At 38.7% G+C, this 19,064-nt stretch carries 18 protein-coding genes; 2 read left to right on the top strand and 16 right to left on the bottom strand.

The features are described 5' to 3' along the window. Window positions 1-2: 2 nt before the first annotated feature. The 14 genes from IGM09_RS11480 to IGM09_RS11545 all read right to left on the bottom strand — a co-directional run bounded on the left by IGM09_RS11480 (window position 3) and on the right by IGM09_RS11545 (window position 14,198). The gene (locus IGM09_RS11480; RefSeq protein ID WP_010713771.1) at window positions 3-854 is read right to left on the bottom strand and encodes a PTS system mannose/fructose/sorbose family transporter subunit IID; all 852 of its coding nucleotides are present in this window, start codon (window positions 852-854) and stop codon (window positions 3-5) included. Beyond that, complete coding sequence (locus IGM09_RS11485) at window positions 854-1,603, bottom strand: PTS mannose/fructose/sorbose/N-acetylgalactosamine transporter subunit IIC (RefSeq protein WP_002355079.1); 750 nt, start codon at window positions 1,601-1,603, stop codon at window positions 854-856. The genes IGM09_RS11480 and IGM09_RS11485 overlap by 1 nt, the downstream gene beginning before the upstream one ends. A gap of 23 nt (window positions 1,604-1,626) precedes the next feature. After that, window positions 1,627-2,121, bottom strand: a complete 495-nt coding sequence (locus IGM09_RS11490; protein WP_010776135.1) for a PTS system mannose/fructose/N-acetylgalactosamine-transporter subunit IIB — start codon at window positions 2,119-2,121, stop codon at window positions 1,627-1,629. Window positions 2,122-2,140: 19 nt separating this feature from the next. Beyond that, window positions 2,141-2,542, bottom strand: a complete 402-nt coding sequence (locus IGM09_RS11495; RefSeq protein ID WP_002367343.1) for a PTS sugar transporter subunit IIA — start codon at window positions 2,540-2,542, stop codon at window positions 2,141-2,143. Window positions 2,543-2,613: 71 nt separating this feature from the next. Continuing rightward, window positions 2,614-5,427: a sigma 54-interacting transcriptional regulator gene (locus tag IGM09_RS11500; protein ID WP_113826088.1), complete on the bottom strand. Its 2,814-nt coding sequence runs from the start codon at window positions 5,425-5,427 to the stop codon at window positions 2,614-2,616. A 120-nt stretch (window positions 5,428-5,547) separates the two neighbouring features. Next, window positions 5,548-6,075 carry a histidine phosphatase family protein gene (locus IGM09_RS11505; RefSeq protein WP_002359138.1) on the bottom strand — a complete coding sequence of 176 codons (528 nt, stop codon included), beginning with the start codon at window positions 6,073-6,075 and terminating at the stop codon, window positions 5,548-5,550. 65 nt (window positions 6,076-6,140) lie between these two features. Further along, the gene (locus IGM09_RS11510; protein WP_002409223.1) at window positions 6,141-7,589 is read right to left on the bottom strand and encodes an amidase; all 1,449 of its coding nucleotides are present in this window, start codon (window positions 7,587-7,589) and stop codon (window positions 6,141-6,143) included. 96 nt (window positions 7,590-7,685) lie between these two features. Then, entirely contained in the window at window positions 7,686-8,351 is a 666-nt protein-coding gene (locus IGM09_RS11515; protein ID WP_033625162.1) for a helix-turn-helix domain-containing protein, read from the bottom strand. Window positions 8,352-8,731: 380 nt separating this feature from the next. Then, window positions 8,732-9,940: an ABC transporter permease gene (locus IGM09_RS11520; RefSeq protein ID WP_002367350.1), complete on the bottom strand. Its 1,209-nt coding sequence runs from the start codon at window positions 9,938-9,940 to the stop codon at window positions 8,732-8,734. Then, window positions 9,937-10,611 carry an ABC transporter ATP-binding protein gene (locus IGM09_RS11525; protein WP_002365285.1) on the bottom strand — a complete coding sequence of 225 codons (675 nt, stop codon included), beginning with the start codon at window positions 10,609-10,611 and terminating at the stop codon, window positions 9,937-9,939. Before IGM09_RS11525 ends, IGM09_RS11520 begins: the two co-directional genes overlap by 4 nt. Beyond that, window positions 10,604-11,770 carry an efflux RND transporter periplasmic adaptor subunit gene (locus IGM09_RS11530; RefSeq protein WP_033625163.1) on the bottom strand — a complete coding sequence of 389 codons (1,167 nt, stop codon included), beginning with the start codon at window positions 11,768-11,770 and terminating at the stop codon, window positions 10,604-10,606. The genes IGM09_RS11525 and IGM09_RS11530 overlap by 8 nt, the downstream gene beginning before the upstream one ends. A gap of 171 nt (window positions 11,771-11,941) precedes the next feature. Further along, window positions 11,942-12,241: a rhodanese-like domain-containing protein gene (locus tag IGM09_RS11535; RefSeq protein ID WP_002355066.1), complete on the bottom strand. Its 300-nt coding sequence runs from the start codon at window positions 12,239-12,241 to the stop codon at window positions 11,942-11,944. Beyond that, a complete protein-coding gene (locus IGM09_RS11540; protein WP_113826089.1) occupies window positions 12,234-13,883 on the bottom strand; it encodes an FAD-dependent oxidoreductase in 1,650 nt (549 codons plus the stop codon). Before IGM09_RS11540 ends, IGM09_RS11535 begins: the two co-directional genes overlap by 8 nt. Next, window positions 13,884-14,198: a rhodanese-like domain-containing protein gene (locus IGM09_RS11545; protein ID WP_033625165.1), complete on the bottom strand. Its 315-nt coding sequence runs from the start codon at window positions 14,196-14,198 to the stop codon at window positions 13,884-13,886. Between the two features lie 168 nt (window positions 14,199-14,366). On the opposite strand from IGM09_RS11545, the gene IGM09_RS11550 reads away from it, so the two are divergent. Then, a complete protein-coding gene (locus IGM09_RS11550) occupies window positions 14,367-14,627 on the top strand; it encodes a metal-sensitive transcriptional regulator (RefSeq protein ID WP_002355063.1) in 261 nt (86 codons plus the stop codon). A 45-nt stretch (window positions 14,628-14,672) separates the two neighbouring features. Here IGM09_RS11550 and IGM09_RS11555 read toward each other — a convergent pair whose 3' ends face one another. Next, window positions 14,673-15,932 carry an MFS transporter gene (locus IGM09_RS11555; protein WP_002368361.1) on the bottom strand — a complete coding sequence of 420 codons (1,260 nt, stop codon included), beginning with the start codon at window positions 15,930-15,932 and terminating at the stop codon, window positions 14,673-14,675. A 97-nt stretch (window positions 15,933-16,029) separates the two neighbouring features. Then, window positions 16,030-17,238 carry a pyridoxal-phosphate-dependent aminotransferase family protein gene (locus tag IGM09_RS11560; RefSeq protein ID WP_002355061.1) on the bottom strand — a complete coding sequence of 403 codons (1,209 nt, stop codon included), beginning with the start codon at window positions 17,236-17,238 and terminating at the stop codon, window positions 16,030-16,032. Window positions 17,239-17,409: 171 nt separating this feature from the next. On the opposite strand from IGM09_RS11560, the gene IGM09_RS11565 reads away from it, so the two are divergent. After that, window positions 17,410-19,035, top strand: a complete 1,626-nt coding sequence (locus IGM09_RS11565) for a PucR family transcriptional regulator (protein ID WP_002393997.1) — start codon at window positions 17,410-17,412, stop codon at window positions 19,033-19,035. The last annotated feature ends 29 nt before the right edge of the window (window positions 19,036-19,064 follow it).

Genomic DNA, 19,064 nt, shown 5'->3' on the forward strand with positions numbered 1-19,064 from the left:
CTTTATAACAAACCAAAGAATGAAGTGACCAAACTAACTAAGACTATCGTGCCGATAATGATACCGTAACGTGGGCCTTTTTTTACCATGAAAAAATAAATAGCCATGACTGCTGCTAAAGGAAGTAAGCCTTTCATAATTTGATCTAGGATATCTTGTAAAACAATTGTGGCACCGCCAGTAACTTTAAACGTCATCGGGCTAACAATTTTAACATAACTCGCACTTAAAGCGCCCATCATCATCATTCCTAAAACATTCGCTGAATAAATGACTTGCTTAATTTTGCCGTCTTTTAACAAACTTAAGATTGAATTACGCCCTAATGTATAGGACTTATTCACTAACGTCCAACTGATGTATAACGTAATGGCTGTGTACAGAACCAACGGACCGATACTTCCAATCACGTTACCTCCTTTAGCCATTGGAATAAAAATGGAAATGATTAACGGCATTAATGCTGCCCAAATAATTGAATCGCCAATCCCAGCCAGCGGACCCATCAGCCCAGTTTTAATCGATGTGATCGCCGTATCAGAGATCGCTGCGCCATTGGATTTTTCTTCCTCCATAGCAATTGCAATCCCTTGAATGGAAGCTCCTACTGTTCCTTCAGTATTAAAAAAATTCAAATGACGTTTCAGAGCTTCTCTTTGTTGTTCTTCATCGTCTGCGTAAAGTTTTTTAATTGCAGGAATCATCGATGCACAAAAAACTAAACTTTGAAGACGTTCATAAGAATTTGATAATTCACAGCCTAGTTGATAAATCCAAAAGGCTTTGGATAATTCTTTTTTAGTAATTTTTTTCTGTTCCAATTGTTGTTCATTTGCTTGTGTCATTTGTTCCATTATGCTGCCTCCTCACTCAATGCCTTGTTTCTAACTAAAAAGGCAATACAGATTCCTAAAATAGCGACGGCCATAACTTCTGCGCCAAAATATACTACTGCAACAAAACCGATTAAAAAATAAGGAATCAAATTTTTCTTGCCAATTACCATAATTGTTAAGGCGAATCCTAACGCTGGTAAAATACCACCCATTACTTCAAAGCCGTGCATCAACCATGCTGGGATAACTTCTAAGACTTTATTCACCACAGATTGACCAAAAAAGTTCGCCGCAAAAACCAAAGGAAAGCGAATTAAAAATCCCGCTAAAGCTGGATAAACAAACGCAGCTCGGTAAATCCCCCCATAATTTAACTCTTCTGCATATTTATCAGCCATATGCACCCACGTCGCATTGATGGTCCGCCGTAATTGATCCATAAAGACGCCTAACACACCAAAAGGAACAGCTAGTGCAACAGCCGCCTCGGCATTCATTCCCACACCTAAAGCAATTGGAATCGCAATTGCTGAAGCTAAAGCCGGATCACTAGGCACATTGCCGCCCGGTGTGGAGGTGACTCCTAGATAAACAAGTTGAATCCCCGCACCTACAACCATTGCTTCACTAAGTTTTCCTGTTGCTAAACCAGCCACCAACGCTGCACCTAATGGCTGAGACAGCATGCCTGAAAATGTGTACCCAAAACGCAAACGTGCAAACCAATAATAAAGTCCCATAATAATTGAAACACCTAAAACGCCCATATGATTCTCTCCTTTTTCTCTGATTATAGTGATTGATATTTTTCAATTAATTTTTGAATTGGTAGGGGATTTTCTTCGGGAATCGCTTGGAAGAAAACATGGATGCCCTTCGTTAAAAGTTCAGTCAAAATTGCAACATCTTCTTCAGATAAATTGATATTTTTTAAAACATTTTTCCGATTTGGTCCGCCACCTAAGCCACCAACTTGAATCTCCTCTTTAATAATTTCTTGGTCCACCATCGCTTTTAAGGTCGTTAAATCTGGCACTAAAAATAACACCTTTTTCTCTTCCTTTTCTTGCGATCCCCAATATTCTTTGGCACTTTCAATCCCTTTAATTACTACAGAAACCCCTGGAGGCGCCGCCATTAAATAAATACTTTGTAAAAATTCATCTTGCTCTAGTTCATCACTCACTACCAAAATTTCATTTGCACCTGATTGTTGTAACCATTTAGTCACTACTTGTCCATGGATTAAACGGCTATCGACTCTTGTTAATACGATTTTTGACATTCTGTTCACCTGTACTTTCTTATTTTGGAATTTCTAAAATTTGACAACTGTCTACTGCTGCTTGTTGAATCATCTCTGCATCTTGTAAACGAAACCCAGGACCACTTTGTTTCATGACGGATTCTAATAATAACGATGTGCATAATCCGGACACAATCAAGAGATCATAATCTTTTGATAAACGCAATGCAACATTACTAGGTGTGCCGCCTTTAACATCTGTTAAAATTAGCAACTGGTTGTGCCACGTTAATTGTTCAATTTTTTCTGTGACTCGTTCTAAATAATCCCCCAGTGAATCCTCTGCTTGTAATGCTACTTCATGTACATTTGTGACTTCTCCTACAATCATCTGGACGCTTTTGACTAATTCCAAGCCCCAACCATTGTGTGTTAAAAGTAAAATTGGTTCATTTTCCATAAACAAACTCCTTTGCTAATTAATCATTTTATTAAAAGCAATAAGTGTGCCAACTTTCATTTCCGTTTGAATTAAGCCTTTTCAAAGAGCAATTCATAAATATAACGCACTTCCAAAGGTGGAATCAACAAATTATAGGACACTTCAATCGGTCGAAACGCCATTTTTATGACAGATACTGCTTCTGGCAACTCTCGATATGACACTTCATAAGCTGTCGGGTCATATTCTGGATTCAACAATTGCCGTTCTAACATACAAGCACAATGAATGATAAAACGAAGTAAAACCTTTTCGTCACTTTTTATTTTAGTTTGCAAGCAAATATCTGAATAAATCTTAGCTAATTCGATTGAAATGGTTGTAGGATTCAAAACCGTTAGTAAGTCTGTAATAGCTTCGATTGATAATCCTTGAATATATTTAGCTGAAACTTTTTTTAGTAACTCTTGGTTTTGTTTTTCTTCTAAATGATGGCCTAATAATTCGAAAACTAGCTGAATGCCCCGCTTCGATAGTAAATCTTGTAAAGAAATAAACGGAATATCTGGCACTTCTGTCTTTACGGTGCCAATGATACCAACGATTTTCTCTTCTTTTCGAACAAAAGAATGCAAGCGATCAATGTCTTCCACTTCTCTTTTCTCTAAAGTAATGATGCGTACATTCGTTAGTAATTCATTGGGAAAAGTTTTTAGTAACAACTGTTCAATTTTAATAGCAGTCCCCATACCAGTTAGACAGGAAATAATGAGAACTTTTGCCTCGTTGAAGCGACCTTTACTGCAAATCAAGGCGCGATGATTTTTTTCTTTTAAGACTGGTAATAGATACTCAAACGCCGTCGATTCATAAATGACTTCTCGGGCCACTTCTAGCAATGTTAAGAGATTGATATTGCTAATTAGCAGCACTTCCATTTGAAACGTTTGACTGATAGCATTACCAAAGTAAACCAGGGAACCGATGTCCACCATTAAAATAATTTTTTTATACTGATTTTGCTTTACAATTGTACGGACTTTTTCTAATGTTTCTTCCACTGATTGATTAATCGGCATATCAACTGCACGCATGACAGTTGTTGAAAACAGAAGGTTGGTGTACTCAACCATGCTACTGGCCGTCGCGGCACCATGTGCAACGACGATAACGCCACAGTTTTCTTCAACTGAGTGCGCTCTTTTTTTAGCTGTGACTTTACGAATAAATAGATCAAAAAAGAGGATTTCCGTATCAGCAAAAGAAATCCCAAACAATGTTTGTAGAAAGTCTACCATGGTCTTAGCAGCTTGATACTGGGTTACTTTGCCAGAATAGATATTTTTGGTATCTGAATAAAATGTTTCATTCATTTGTGCAGAATAAAAAACAGCAGAATAAAGGTGGACAATTAAAATATTCTGGAAATCCTCTGTCAATTTTTCTTGGATTAATTGTTCAAAAAAGACAATGGCTTCTTGAATTTTTGGCTGCAATGTTTCGTCAATGGCCTCTATGGCTAGCGGTTCTTGAGCAAAAATATCCATATCATAAAGTTGCTCGACTTTGTTTTGCATGATTGCTAGCGCATCCTCTGTCGAAAGAGTTAATTTTTTCAAATCCGCATATTCTTTCAATAGAAAATTATAAAAACGATCATTTTTCAGACTTTCCGATTTGAGTAACTCTTGACTGCTTAAATAAAAATGGTTGTATTGAATCGTGAGGCCATCGTTAGGTATCCACTCATTAAAAGCCAGCAGACTTTCTACATCAGGTTGCTCTTTGACTGTCCCCTCGTTTGCTTCAATGCAAATAGTTTCCGTTAATTGATCGAACACTTCTAAATAGGCTTGTGCGCTCATAAATTGAATCGCCGCTTTCAATTCGCCAACGTTGGCTTCAAAATGAGTAAACGTTAATTGTTTCAACGCCTCATAACGAATATGGATATTCTTTTGAATCCGTTGACTTTCTTCTAAGAAAAAGGACAAAATCAATTGAATTTTTTCTTTCATAGAGCGCTCGGCTAAAGCTGGAATGGCTAATGTCACAGGGATCCTTCTTAAAAACGTTTTCAAAAAATGTTGATTGACTGCTTCGGTTGTTGCAAAAATAAATTTTATCGATACATTTCTTTGTTTTTCGGCTTCGCCCATCCGTGTAAAATACCCTTTATCCAAAACTGTAAACAATTTTTCTTGGCCTTCGCTCGTTAATCGATGGACTTCATCTAAAAATAAAAAACCGCCATCTGCCAACTCCACTAAGCCTTTTTGGTCATTGACGGCACCAGTAAAACTGCCTTTTTTATAGCCAAACAGATGCGAAGTTAATAATTCTGGATTGTTGAAATATTCTGCACAATTAAAATAAATAAACGGGACTTCTTGGTTCATTTTAACTTGATAAAATTGGTGTAATTGTTCTGCAATTAAGGTTTTCCCCACCCCAGATTCTCCAGTAAGTAAAATATTCAAGCCATTAGGCGGATATAAAATAGCGGCTTTCAACTTCTTGATGGCGTCTGCTAAGCTCCCATCAAAACCAATTACGTTCGCAAATGGATTCATTTTCAGTAGCTGCTTTTTATTATGTATCTGTTCTGCCTGTTGATAAATGTCCTCTTGCAGCGAAGCGAGGGAATCGTAGCACGTGCTACTTTTAAAAAAAGGAAACTGTTCCTCTAAGTAGTCTTTATCAAAAAATAACACCGGTCTTGATTTAACTTTAACGACTTGGTCTTTTCTCACTAATTCTGAAAGCTCTTCACTAACAGCGGTTCGGGTATAGCCAGAGGCCTGACTTAATTGCGAAGCCGTTGCGGGCAACAAGGTTGCTTTGCTACTTGGATTTTGTACGTGAAACTGTTTTAACGCTTGATGAATATTATCAATTCTCATAGTCTTTTCTCCATTTCTTTTTTGATCCAAAAGTTAATTTATTATACATTAAAACGGAAGCGGTTTCTTATTTACCATAAAAAAATCAAGTCTTTAACCAAAAGATTAAAGACTTGATTTTTATTCTCCGTATTGTACAAGTTGTGTATTTTCACAATGAAAGTCCAAGAAATCTTGGATTTTTTTGCCATTGAAGTAGTTATCAATGACTCGCATAACCGCATTGTGGCAAACAAATAGGTAAGTTTCCTCTGAAGCCAAGGCTTCCTCAATCAAGGGATAAATTCGACCCGCGACATCTAGGACTGATTCCCCTTCTGGAAACGGCAAGGAAATCTCAGAACGATTTTCTTGGAAAGCCGTTGTTTCAATCGGTTCACCATCATAAATGCCAAAATTCATCTCAATTAAACGAGGTTCTGTTTCAATCGTCAATTGATTTCGTTCCGCAATTTTACGGGCTGTTTCTTGCGCCCGTTTTAAAGGGGATGCCAGTAAACGGTCGATTTGAATTCCTTGTTTGGCAATTTTTTCAGCTACCAATTCCGCTTGTTGATAGCCTTTTTCGGTCAATTGCGCTTCCGCATGACCACAAATTCTACGGGCCACATTATAATCTGTTTCACCATGTCTCACTACGTACAGCATTTTTCCACCTCAGTTTTTTGTCTTGTGTCTATTTTATCTGAAATTTGGTCACAATAACACCCTATTTAGCGGTAACTTTCTGGTAATTTAAATTTGCCTTCTTGCTCAAACTGTTCACCTACTTGGAACAAGAGATCTTCACGTCCACGAGCAGCCAACAATTGAATACCTAAGGGTAACCCCGTTGCTGTCACATGTGTGGGCAAGCTGATGGCTGGTTGTCCTGTCAAGTTAGCTAGTTGAGTATACGGTGTTAGCTGTAAACTTTTATCAAAATAATCATAGATTAATTCAGCTAGCTCTGCTTCTGTTAATTCTGCTGCTTGCGCCATTCGTTGACGAATGTGCTCACTTTGCAAATCTTCGTTAATTTTTGGTGCTGAAAAAGCCGTTGTTGGGGATAAAAACAGATCAAATTTTTGAAAAAGTTCTTCCATCGTTACTGCTGCTTGATCCCACAACTGTAATGAATGAACATAGGTGGCTGCTGGAATCTTTTGGCCAAATTGATGCATGGTCCATGAAAAAGGTTCGATTTCTTCTTTACGAATTGGGCGCCCGAGCCCCTGTTGAATGCTATTCATCATCGCTGTAGTTTCTGCGCCGTTCATTTGATAATAGGAGCGAATCAGCGCTGCACCATCGACTGGATAAGGAATCTCAATGATTTCATGACCAGCTGCTGCCAGAAAATCAGCCGCTTGTTTCGCCGCTTGTGTTGCTTCTGGCGAAATCAGTGAGCCGATAGGCGAAGCGGTACACAGAGCAATTTTTAGCCGTTGTTTTTTAGGGTGTGTTTGCCATTCTGCCAAGGGCGCTTGGTAGGGGGCGCCACTGTGGCTACCACGTAGGCCATAAAATAACGCTTTGGTGTCTCTCATAGAAATAGTCAACGCAAAGTCAATCGAGGCACCTTGCCAGCCTCGCCAGCCTTCTGGGCCGACAGGCATGGAGCCACGGCTAGGTTTTAAGCCAATTAAGCCACTAAAAGAGGCGGGAATTCGGATGGAGCCACCGCCATCGCTAGCGCCAGCGATAGGAACAATCCCGCTAGCGACAACTGCGGCAGCGCCGCCACTGGAACCGCCTGGCGAATGTTCCAGGTTCCAAGGATTGCGGGCTGGCCCGTAAAGCGCAGGATCCGTAATATTTTTAAAGCCAAACTCTGGAGCGTTGGTTTGTCCTAAGGGCATCAAACCAATCGTTTCTGCTTGTTTGACAAAGTTAGAGGTCGTTGTTGCAGTACTATTTTTAAAAAGTTGCGAGCCGGCCGTTGCTGACCACCCCGCTTTTTCTTGGCCTAACATTTTCAATGGAAATGGCAAACCAGCAAATAGTGTGTCCTGCTGTTTATTTTTTTGATAAGTTGCTTCTGCTTCTTGGCTATCAAAAGTTACAAAGCCATTGATCTTTGGATTTAACTTTTGGACTTTTTTCTCAATATCCTTTAAGAGTTCTGTGCGACTTACTTTCTGTTCTTTTAATTGTTGTACCCAATATAGTCCGTCTTTCATACAGACCCACCTCCTATACTATTCCGTATTAGTATAGCATGGTTTTTAGGGGGCATCCTGTGATGGTGATTTTCATTCGTCAAGTGCTTCTCTAATTTAAGTAAATAATTCGCCAATGTAAAGAAGCAACTGCGGATGCAGTTTGTAGCCTTTATACCGTGTATTTTGGATACCTTGTTTTTTAAAGCCCCCTACTTGAATTTTTTTATTTAATTTTGTCAGCTGTTTGGTCATTTTTTTTCGATTATTGGCTGTTTCTTCTGTGTCATATATTAATTTACAAAGGCGCTCCATTGGTAAGTGTTCTTTTGGCGTACTATACAAGACAGCCAGTAGTGCACGTTCTGTGGCTGTTAGCTTTATTCCCTCTACATCTAACTTTTCATCTTCTCGTTGGATGGGTTTATTTAATTCTGCCAAAAGGAGATTTTCTCTTAATGTATCCAAAGTCGCATCCAATCGTAACCAATTGAGAATGCCATATTGATAGCTAATGCTCAATTCTTCCGAGGTAGGAATGTCTTCCGAGCGAAGAAACAACGGCGTTTTAACTCTGGCTAATTCCTTTAGATATAAATATTGTTCTTTGCGAGGAATCGTTTCGCTGAGAATGATGGCATCAAATTTTCGATAAAACAAATGACTTTCCTTAATTTCACCAATCAAACACGTCGTACAAAAAACTTGGTGATCTAAATGCTGTAAGCGGTTTTGAAAAGCAGTTTCTGATAAAATATTTTTTGTGATGACCATTATTTTCATTCTTGATTCCTCCTTAATTCTTTTTTAGTTCAAAATTTTCTCAATTTTCGTGTTTTGTTTTGATATATTTAGTATACTGGAAATTTTTCGAATTAAAATTTAGAAATTTACAAGCAAATCAGTCATTAACAGTCATTCCTATAATCCCTGATTTATAAAGGCTTTCTAATAGTCTTATTTAAAAAATATTTGTTATTTAATCCTCAACGTGCTATTTTTTCAATTTTTTTCTTTTTTATTTAGCTGACAAACGTCAAAAGGTTGGTAGCTAATATCAACCTTTTGACGTTTGTCAGCTATTTTCTCTTGAAATCTTTGGATTTTTTTCTACTTTCACTAAAAAAAACAGCCAAAAGTGGCTGTTTTTTTGCTGTTTGTATTTATTTCATAATATCGATCAAGTCTTTTTTCGAAGCTGCCGAGGCAGGGAAATAGCTAAATACAACCCCGATAAAGACAGAAATCCCAATGGCTAATGAAACGGTCATTAAATCTGGACGAACAGAAAACGGTAGTGCCATTGATGCTAAGTAGGCAATAATCATTCCTAAAAGATAACCAGTAATTCCGCCGATTAAGGTCAAGGCAATTCCTTCTGTTAAGAATTGCTTTTTAATATCACTGGCTGTCCCGCCCAATGCACGTCGGATACCAATTTCCTTAATCCGTTCTGAAACCGAAATGTACATCATATTCATAACGCCGACCCCAGCAATTACCAGTGAAATGGCCGCAATTGCGGAAATAAACAAGGTTAAATTATTTAATAAAGAGCCCATTTCTTTGATGGTATCTTTAACATTATATTCTTGATACGTCCCGCTGTTTTTCATGGTTCCTTGTTGAGAGAGAGTTTTTATTGTTTCTTTCAATACTTGATCTGGTTGATAGCCAGGTGCTACTGTTAGCTTCAACGTAGATGTATCTTTTAGCTTGCCGAAATAATGTTCATAGGTCTTTTTGGGAAAATAAAGCAATGAGTCATCATTACCTGGACCAATGGCACCGCTGGTATTGGTTGTCACGCCAACAATGGTAAAAAGTTGATCTTTATACGGAAAAGTTCGATTAACTGCTGCAGTTGGGTCTTGGTAGAGTTCTTTGGCAACCAGTTCATCCACCACCACTGTTTTATCCAGTTTTGCATTGTCTCCATCATTCAGTTGGCGTCCCGCCAACAATTCTTTGGTGGTTTTGTTGGCAAGTTCATAGGTTACAGAAAGATTTTTCGGTCCTGCTTGAAAATTCAGTGTACCTTTTTGGGCGCCATCAACTTCTCTTTGATCAAAATCAATTTTTTCTACGCCAGGAACCATGCGCACGACCCCTAAATCATTGTCGGTAAACATCGCTTGGTCACTAAACATATCCGAAGTGTTGTAGGCCGAAAAAGAAATCTTTTTCACATTTTCTTTTTGTTTTTCAGCAGATAATTTATCGACCATGTCTTCTTTAAAGCCGTTACCGATAGCCACGATGGTAATCACCGAAGCGATCCCGATGACAATCCCTAGCATCGTTAACAAGCTGCGTCGCTTATTTTTCAAAATGGAACGGAAGGCGGTTTTCCAAATAATTGAACGTTTCATGTCAGCACCTCCTCTAAAATCTTTCCATCACGAACTTTAATCAAACGATTGCAGTATTCAATTGTTTCTTCATCATGTGTCACTAAAATAATGGTGACACCTTCATTGTTTAATTGCTGAAAGAGCGTTAAAATTTCTTCCGATGTTTTACTATCTAAAGCCCCAGTTGGTTCATCTGCAATAATAAAACTTGGCCGATTGACAATCGCACGCGCAATAGCCACACGTTGTTGTTGTCCGCCCGAAAGCTGTTTTGGATGCTTCTTGCCTTTATCTGGCAAGCCGACTTTTGTCAGAACTTCGTGGACACGATCTTTGGCTTCTTTTGGGGTTAACCCACTATATAAAAGAGGTAATTCAATGTTTTCTTCAACTGTTAGTGTTTCAATTAAACTAAAATTCTGAAAGACAAAGCCGACTGCTTCATTTCTAATTCGGGATAGTTCCTTATCAGAAAAGTCGCCAATTTCACGGTCTTCAAATAAATACGTTCCTTCAAACTTTTTATCAATAAAGCCTAGCAAATTAATCAAAGTCGATTTCCCAGAACCAGAAGGACCCATAATCGCTAAAAATTCTCCAGCGTCTACTTGGAGGTTAATATCATCTAACACATGCAGTGTTTCTTCTTCGGAATAATAATATTTATGAATATGGGCTAGCTTAATCATTGGCAGCTACCTGAACATCTTGATTATCTTTTAATTCTTTATTGGGATTGGCAATCACTTGGTCTTTCCAATTCAAGCCACTTTTGACAACTTTACGACCTAAATTTGTTTCTGTTTCAATCGGTGTTTTTTTCGCTTTGCCCGCTTTGTAAACATAGACAAATTCTTTTTCGCCTTCTTTTTGGATTGCTGCTGTCGGTATAATCATTTGCTTTTGTGGCACAGCGATACTAGTAGACAAGCCTTCTGCCCAAGGAAAATCACCTTCTACTGTAAATTGATAACTCACTACTGGATTGCCTTCATTTTTAGCTATTGGGGTTTGCGCAATGGAAACAATTTTGCCTGGCGCTGATTTGCCTGAACCAACGGTCGTCACTGTTACTTCTTCCCCTGTCTGTAATTTATCGTAATCATATTCGGTTACTTTTCCTTGAATATTTTTCTTTTGTGTTGCAATTTTAATGACTGGTTTGTCGGTACTACTCATGGCACTAGCATCGACAGTGACTTGGCCATCAATTGGTGCTGTAACGACTGTGTTAACTTTGCCACGTGTTTGTTCAAGCGTGTTTGCTGCTCCGACGGCATCACTGTTGGCTAATTGAAGGGCTTGGTTAGCTTGGGCGACTTCACTATTCGCAGCACTAACGGCTTCATTCAATTGCTGAATTTCCGCATTTAGTGTTTCTTTCTCTTCAGCCTCTTTTGCGGTGTTTAATTTTTGCTTGGCTGCAGCAACTTTGTTTAACGCTTCATTGTATTTTTGAGTGGCTAAGTTAACGTTCTCTTGTGCTTGTTGAACTTGAAGATTGTTCCGATTAACGGCATTCGCTTGTTCTGTTTCTGTGGCTTGGATGTCTGAGTTATTGTACGTTAACAATGGACTATCTTTCTTGACTTCTTTACCATTTTCAACATTTATTTCGGCAATTTTTCCTAAAGAAGGATCAAAGAAAATATCCCGAGTATCTAGAAAACTCACTTGACCATCTAATTTTAATGAGGCCATTTCTGTAATGGTATACGTTGTGTATTCAGGTTCAACTTCTTTTGAAGAAAAAACTGTTTTTGCTCCGATAAATCCGACGACGACCACTGCGGCACCAATACCGAACCACACTTTTTTATTTCGCTTCTTCTGGCCTAACTTTTTCATTTATTTGTTCCTCCTTGATTTCTGTTGACGAGTTTGTCATTTTATTTAGTATATAATGAATAAAAAAACTGGTCCCTTCATCTTCCTATCATTCCTCTTACAGTTTTGACACATCTTTATCTAACAAAAAAACGTTTATCCTGTGTAAAAGGATAAACGTTTTTTGTTATTTTATTGTTCTAATTGACCCAACCAGCCAGATGTACCGCCTAGAACATTGGTTACTTGATACCCTTGTTGACTGAGAAACGCACATGCTTGTGCGGAGCGCGACCCCATTTGACAAATCAGATAATAGGGTTGGTTTTTATCTAATTGCTGATAATTTTCGGTTAAAGTACTTAAAGGTAAGTTGATGGCCTGAGGGACATGCCCCAGTTGGTATTCCATTTCTTCTCGTACATCAATAATCGGTAATTTTTTTCGTTTTGCTTCCTGATAAAATTCAGGCATGCCAATCGTGTTATACATTTTCTAGTTCCTCCGGTTTTACCATTCGATATAACGCAAAAGCACCATCTAAATTTTTGGCTGAGATGCCTGCTTGTTTTAGCATCCGTTCTGCGATATAACTACGCAAACCGCTGTGACAACTAACAATGTACTCCGTTGACTTGTCTAATTCCTCCAAACGTTCTCTTAACTCATTTAAAGGAATAGACACAGCATTTTTAAATTGACCATTGGCTCGTTCGGCGGGATTACGGACATCTAATAAAACAGCCCCATTAGCTAATTCGTTGGATAACTCATACCATTGAACGTTTTCACTCAATCCTTCTACAAGGTTCATCGCTGCATAGCCTAACATGTTCACAGGATCTTTAGCTGAACCAAACGGCGGCGCATAGGTAAACTCTAATTCAGGCAAATCAAAAATAGTTAACTGTCCTTTAATAGCGGTCGCAAGAATATCAATCCGCTTATCTACGCCCTTGGCCCCAATTCCTTGTGCGCCATAAATTTCCCCTGTCGTAGGATGGAAAACTAATTTTAACTGAAGATCTGTTGCGCCAGGATAATACCCCGCATGGTCTTTTCCACTGATATGCACAACAGCTGTTGTTAGTCCAGCAGCTTTAGCAGCTCGTTCGCTTAAACCAGTTGAAGCGGCGGTTAAATCAAAGACTCGCACAATGGCGGTCCCAATGCTTCCTTGATTTTTTCTCTCTAACCCAGCAATCACATCCGCTACTTGACGTCCTTGGCGATTGGCAGGAGAAGCTAAAGAAATCAGCGCATCTTCTTGAGTGATTTGTTGTTTCACTACAATAGCATCCCCAACCGCATAAATATCGGGTTGATTCGTTTGATAGTGTTCATCAACAACAATACCGCCACGTAAACCAGTTGCTACACCTGCTTCAACTGCTAAGGTATTTTCTGGTTGGACCCCCACCGACAAAATGGTTAAATCAGAATCTAATGTTTGACCGTCTTCTAAGCGAATCACTTGCCCTTCTTCTTCAAAAGCAACCGCAGATTGTCCCGTAATTACTTGAACATTGTTTTTGCTTAATTCAGCTTTGACAAAAGCGGCCATTTCTTCGTCTAATGGCGGTAAAACATGGGGTGCATTTTCCACGAGAGTGACTTCTAATCCGCGTTTTTGCAAGTTTTCTGCCATTTCCAAGCCAATGAAGCCTGCGCCAATCACGACGGCTCGTTTTGTTTCTGGTGTCAAGGCTGTCATAATTTGATCTAAATCAGGAACATTTCTTAATGAAAAAACATTTTTGGCTTCTGCCAATCCTGTAATTGGTGGCACAAAAGGTTTCGCCCCTGGTGATAAAATTAATTTGTCATAGTGTTCTGTTAAAATTTCTGTTTCATGTTTCACTGTGATCACTTTTTCTATTGGATCAATCGCCACCACTTCATGGTGAGGACGAACATCTAAATTAAACCGTGCCTTTAACGCTTCGGGTGTTTGAACAAGCAGTTGCTCTCTTTCTGCGATTTCGCCAGAAACGTAGTAAGGCAAACCACAGTTTGCAAATGAAACAAAAGGGCCTTTTTCCATGACAACAATTTCAGCATCTTCCATTAAGCGACGTAAACGTGTCGCTGCTGACATACCACCAGCCACGCCTCCGATAATTACAATTTTCATTTATTTTCCTCCTTTAATTTGACCAGACCATTGGGACATCCCACCACGAACGTTAATCACGTGATAGTTTTTTCTCGCTAAAATTTTGGTCGCATTTTTGCTGCGCATGCCGGACTGGCAAATCACATAGACTTCGTTAGCGGATTTGTTGTAGGCGGGAATTTTGTTAAGTGGGACATTAATCGCTTGTGGAATATGCCCTGCTCGGTATTCGCTAGGTGTTCGGACATCTAATAACGTTATCTCTTTAGATAAACGTGACTGCAATTCCTTTGCTGAAATACTTGGCGTTTTTTTAAACAATTGAAATAACATCTTTTTCTCCTTCTCTTATATACCTTATGGGGTATATTTAACATGAAAAAGTTAGACTTGTCAACTGAAGAGATTTCTGCCATTTTTAGATTCAAAGAAAAGATAGTTGACAAAAATACCTCGTGTAGGTATATTTTAAACCAATCACTACTCTTAAGGAGGGGCAAAATGACTGAAGAAAAAAAGAAAGTGCTGAATCGTTTACGCCGCACAGAAGGCCAAATTCGCGGGATTCAAAAAATGATTGATGAAGAAAAAGAGTGTATCGATGTTATCACTCAGTTGAGTGCGGTCCGTTCTAGTATTGATCGCGTAATGGGGATGATTGTTGCGGAGAATTTAAAGCATTGCTTTGAAAATCCTGAAAAAGATCCTAAAGAACAAGAAGAGCGATTAGCACAAGCGATTAATATGATTGTCAAAAAGTAAAACAACGCAAACTTATTCAACGAAAGATAAGTTTGCGTTGTTTTTTTATTTATTAGACGAATCTGCCCCGCGTTTTTTTAAATTGACAAGCATAAAAAGAATCGTGCCAATTAGTAAAATCACGACGGCGATATAAAAGCCCATGACTTTCGAACCCGTTGTGTCTGAAATTTTCCCAGTCAAAGCTGGGGCGATCACAGATGACATCATGCCGAAAAAGTTAAACACGCCCAAAGTAGTGCCAATTCCAATTTTTGGTGCATTTTCACCTAGCCAAGAAATAATAATCGGTTCTACAGCTAATTTTCCTAAGAACCCATACATAATTAAAGCAATTAATAACAACGTCGCATTACTTACTTGTACAGTTAACAAGAGCATGGCTGTTGCTAAAAATTCTAAAACAACGATGAATTGAACTTTTTTATGCATGTACTTATCCGCCAACCGACTAAAAAATAACGCTCCTGGAATAGAGGCAAATGCGACCAGCGAAGAGGATAATCCTATCGCCGCTCCTTGGAAACCACGTTCGGTACTTAAAAAATTAGGTAACCAAGTCACAATCATATAATATGCATAACAAGTGCCAAAATATAAAATATACGCAAATAGCATATGTGGCGCAAACAGTTTTTTAAAGGGCACTTTTTCTTTTACCGCTCCGTTATCTTTTTCATCAACAACGGTTGGCTGAATCAAGGCCATGTCTTCTTTATGATTGCGAATAATCACTTGAAAAGCCACTAACATACAAATAATCATAAAGGCGGAAATGTACATCATCACTTGCCAAGGCAATCCTTTTTGGGCAACTAAATAACTAGATAAAATCATCCCTAAACCTGAACCAACGGCTGAACCACTGTTGACAATAGCTGTTGCAAAACTTTTTTTGGCTTGAGGAATGTTTTGCGACGTCAACGAGTAAGCCGAGCCATAGAAAGAACCACATCCTAAGCCTGCCAATAAGCTACCTAAGTAAATTGTTCCAATCGTTTGGGCTTGGGCAATCAGTAATGCTGCCAGCGCAAACAAGATAAAGCCTGGAATTAATACACGTTTTTTCCCAATCTTGTCTACCAAGAAGCCTGCAGGAATCTGCATGACTACGTAACCGAGAAAATAAAAGCTAGAAATGGACCCTAGGGCCGTATCGGAAGCGTTACCATTTAGAGACGCACGAATTTGTGGATAAACGGGAGAAAGCGCGGAACGATAAATCCAGATTGTTACCCAGCCCATACATAGTAAAATAACGATTTTTTTCCAATAAGCCAACGAACTTTTTGTCTTGTCTGTCATTTTCTTTTCCTCCACCAATCATTTTTTTGGTTAACGTTTCACAAGGAACAAAAGCACTACGCTTTTTTACGTAGTGACCTTTGTCCTACCTTCTTTTTTAGTTTAAATACTCAGCCAATGCATGAGTACTACCGCTACCGCCTTCAAATTGATAGCCTTGGTGTTTCAGTACAGTCTCAAAGGCACTTAAGAAATGCAACACATTGTCTTCGCGACTGCTGTAACCCATATTACCGACCCGCCAAATTTTTCCTTTTAAATCACCGAAGGAAGAGGCAATTTCAACTTTAAAATGATCCAGTAATAAGCTCCGCACTTTTTCACCATCAATTCCTTCTGGAATGACCACAGGAATGACTGTTGGTGTTTTTGTGTCTAACTTCCCGAAAATTTCTAAGCCCATTTTTTGCAGACTTTCAACTAAAATACGATCGTTTTTCCGATGGCGTGCGTAGACATTTTCCATGCCTTCTTGAAGTAACAAGCGCAACCCTTCATGTAGCCCATAAATCATTGTAGTCGCTTCTGTATGGTGATTTAAGCGCTCTGGTCCCCAATATTTTTCTAATTGCGATAAATCCAAGTAGTTACTTTGAATGAACCGTTCATTCCGCGCATCCGCACCAAGTCCTAACTCTTTTTGGTAACGGCCCGCCAGATAATCGGCCACACGTTGGTTGTAAGTAATCAAAGAAAGGCCTGAAGGTACACTGACACATTTTTGAGTGCCTGCTACCGCAATATCAATCTTCCAATCATCGACCTTTGTTTCGACACCGCCGTAAGTCGCCACCATATCTACTACGAAGAAAATTTCATTTTCCCGACAAAAGGCGCCAATTTGATCCAGCGGTTGCATTTGTGCATTCGCCGTTTCGCCGTGGACCATCGCAACAATTTTTGGTTGATGTTCTTTAATCGCTTCAATCACCGTTGTTTGTTCAAACGGTGCGAGCCAGTCCTTTTCTAAATAAATGACTTCGGCCCGGGCGCGTTCGCAAATTTCACCTAATAAATAAGCAAACCGTCCATACGCAGGCACAAGCACTTTGTCACCTGGCTCAATCAATGCAAATAACCCCGCTTCTAAGCCTGAACGTGACGTGCCATCAATGGCAAAGGCTTGTTGATTCTTTGTGGCAAAAGGTACTTTAATCATTTCCCGAACTTCGTCCATAATCTGTAGAAATTCTGGATCAAATTGCCCTAAAATTGGTTGACCCATTTGACGAAGTACCGATGGATGGGCTTCGACTGGTCCCGGCGTCATGATTGTTCGCCGTACAAAATTTGGTTGTTGATACATAGTAATCCCTCACTTCATTTTTAATTCTTCTCTTTTATTATCTTTGGAAAAACCCAGAAATTCATTGTTCAATTTGCACTATTTTGACTTTGTTTTTTAGACATATTCAATAACTATCTTTTGTACTCCTTTTTATTCTTCGCTATACTATAAAAAAAGGAGGTTGTTGTGATGAAAATATTAGCTGAGGTCTTGGCTTTACCAAGATTTTCTGACTTACAATTATTATCGTCTCACTCAAACTTAACACAGCCCTTGGAAAGTGTAGAAATCACGGAAACACCTGATGTGGCTGATTTTATCCCTAAAAATGTCATGATTTTAACAACGGCAATGATTTATAAAGATGATCAAGAAAAATTGAAACCTTTTATTGACTCGCTAAAACAAGCAGAGTGTACGGCTTTAGGAATCAAAGTTGGGCGGTTCCTTGACGAAATTTCACCAGAAATTGTTGCCTATGCCAGTGCCGTTGATTTACCCCTGATTAAAATTCCTAGCACACAGCCACTAGGCGGGTTGTTGCATGAAATTGTAGGCTATCTTCGTGATAGCAAAACCGAACAGATGTCTGTAGCATTTGACATCCAAAAGCGTTTTTCAACATTATTAATGCAAGATGTTGATGCTACGCGCTTCATCGCTGAATTTGCGAAAATTTTAAATGCGCCAATTATTTTATTAAGTCCTTGGCAACAGGTGATTGCCCACTCGAATTATTTTTATGGCAATCAAAAATCAGCGGAGTTTTTTATCAAACAATTATCAAAAGACCACTTTCAACAATTGGCACAAGAAAAGAAAATCTTTCGTTTACAGGATGAGCGACAAGAAAACATTCAAGTAGCTGGCTTTCCAATTCGTGTGAACGATTATTTTCCCTATTATTTATTGGTCTTATCTCCTGAACAGATTCCTTATCCTATTTCTGAATTTGCCATTGATCAGGCCATTTTAGTTTTGACTTTTATGTTATTTAAAAACCAGAAAATTGCTGAATCTTTTGAACATCTCAAAACAGACTTTTTGGACCGCTTGCTTGATACACATCAAGAAGCACTGAGTAAACATCAAAATTGGTTGGAACTTTGGAAAAATTATCGTTTAATCAACAGTGATTATTATCAATTAGCGATTGTCTACGGCGTGACTAAACCAGAAAATGAAACCCATATTCGTTATCAGCAAGCGGAAGGGCAACTAATTTTCCAATGGCTCAAAGAACAATTGCCGGAAATCCTGCCAGATGTCGCCTTGTTTAAATTAAAAAATCAAAATAAAAGTATCTTGATTTTTCAATCTAAGAAAAATGACCATTTGATGATTTTGCAAAACCTCGCTGAACGTTTGCAACAGGCTTTGCCTATTACCATTCGCTTTGCTTTAGGCAATGCTTATGAAAACCTAGAAGATTTGCCTAATTCTTATATTGAAGCTTCCTCGACATTAGAGGCTTCTTTACACGCTCAAAAACCAGCAACTGTGCAATTGTTCCATCCCAAAGGCCTAGCTGGACTTTTTGAAAAGATTGGCACTGAAGATGTTGAATACTTTTGCCAGCAACAATTGAAAGAGTTGGCCTATCCGACGGAACCGACGTTACAAGAATTACGAAAAACCTTGAAAGTTTTTTTAGATTTCAATTGCGAAATTACTAAAACGGCCAACGCTCTTTACCTTCACAGAAACACCATTAAATATCGCATGAATCAATGTGAAAAATTATTAGACACCTCTATTCAAGAGCCTGAGACGAGTTTACTCTTACGGGTAGCGCTAGAGCTTTCAGAAAAATAATTAACAGGAAAATAGCCGAATAAAAGTAA

Source organism: Enterococcus sp. DIV0167 (genome assembly GCF_050541555.1).
Taxonomy (GTDB): Bacteria; Bacillota; Bacilli; order Lactobacillales; family Enterococcaceae; genus Enterococcus; species Enterococcus faecalis.

Coding starts and splice junctions, on each gene's coding strand:
- IGM09_RS11480 (WP_010713771.1), bottom strand. CDS start 854: ATGGAACAAATGACACAAGCAAATGAACAACAATTGGAACAGAAAAAA.
- IGM09_RS11485 (WP_002355079.1), bottom strand. CDS start 1,603: ATGGGCGTTTTAGGTGTTTCAATTATTATGGGACTTTATTATTGGTTT.
- IGM09_RS11490 (WP_010776135.1), bottom strand. CDS start 2,121: ATGTCAAAAATCGTATTAACAAGAGTCGATAGCCGTTTAATCCATGGA.
- IGM09_RS11495 (WP_002367343.1), bottom strand. CDS start 2,542: ATGGAAAATGAACCAATTTTACTTTTAACACACAATGGTTGGGGCTTG.
- IGM09_RS11500 (WP_113826088.1), bottom strand. CDS start 5,427: ATGAGAATTGATAATATTCATCAAGCGTTAAAACAGTTTCACGTACAA.
- IGM09_RS11505 (WP_002359138.1), bottom strand. CDS start 6,075: ATGCTGTACGTAGTGAGACATGGTGAAACAGATTATAATGTGGCCCGT.
- IGM09_RS11510 (WP_002409223.1), bottom strand. CDS start 7,589: ATGAAAGACGGACTATATTGGGTACAACAATTAAAAGAACAGAAAGTA.
- IGM09_RS11515 (WP_033625162.1), bottom strand. CDS start 8,351: ATGAAAATAATGGTCATCACAAAAAATATTTTATCAGAAACTGCTTTT.
- IGM09_RS11520 (WP_002367350.1), bottom strand. CDS start 9,940: ATGAAACGTTCAATTATTTGGAAAACCGCCTTCCGTTCCATTTTGAAA.
- IGM09_RS11525 (WP_002365285.1), bottom strand. CDS start 10,611: ATGATTAAGCTAGCCCATATTCATAAATATTATTATTCCGAAGAAGAA.
- IGM09_RS11530 (WP_033625163.1), bottom strand. CDS start 11,770: ATGAAAAAGTTAGGCCAGAAGAAGCGAAATAAAAAAGTGTGGTTCGGT.
- IGM09_RS11535 (WP_002355066.1), bottom strand. CDS start 12,241: ATGTATAACACGATTGGCATGCCTGAATTTTATCAGGAAGCAAAACGA.
- IGM09_RS11540 (WP_113826089.1), bottom strand. CDS start 13,883: ATGAAAATTGTAATTATCGGAGGCGTGGCTGGTGGTATGTCAGCAGCG.
- IGM09_RS11545 (WP_033625165.1), bottom strand. CDS start 14,198: ATGTTATTTCAATTGTTTAAAAAAACGCCAAGTATTTCAGCAAAGGAA.
- IGM09_RS11550 (WP_002355063.1), top strand. CDS start 14,367: ATGACTGAAGAAAAAAAGAAAGTGCTGAATCGTTTACGCCGCACAGAA.
- IGM09_RS11555 (WP_002368361.1), bottom strand. CDS start 15,932: ATGACAGACAAGACAAAAAGTTCGTTGGCTTATTGGAAAAAAATCGTT.
- IGM09_RS11560 (WP_002355061.1), bottom strand. CDS start 17,238: ATGTATCAACAACCAAATTTTGTACGGCGAACAATCATGACGCCGGGA.
- IGM09_RS11565 (WP_002393997.1), top strand. CDS start 17,410: ATGAAAATATTAGCTGAGGTCTTGGCTTTACCAAGATTTTCTGACTTA.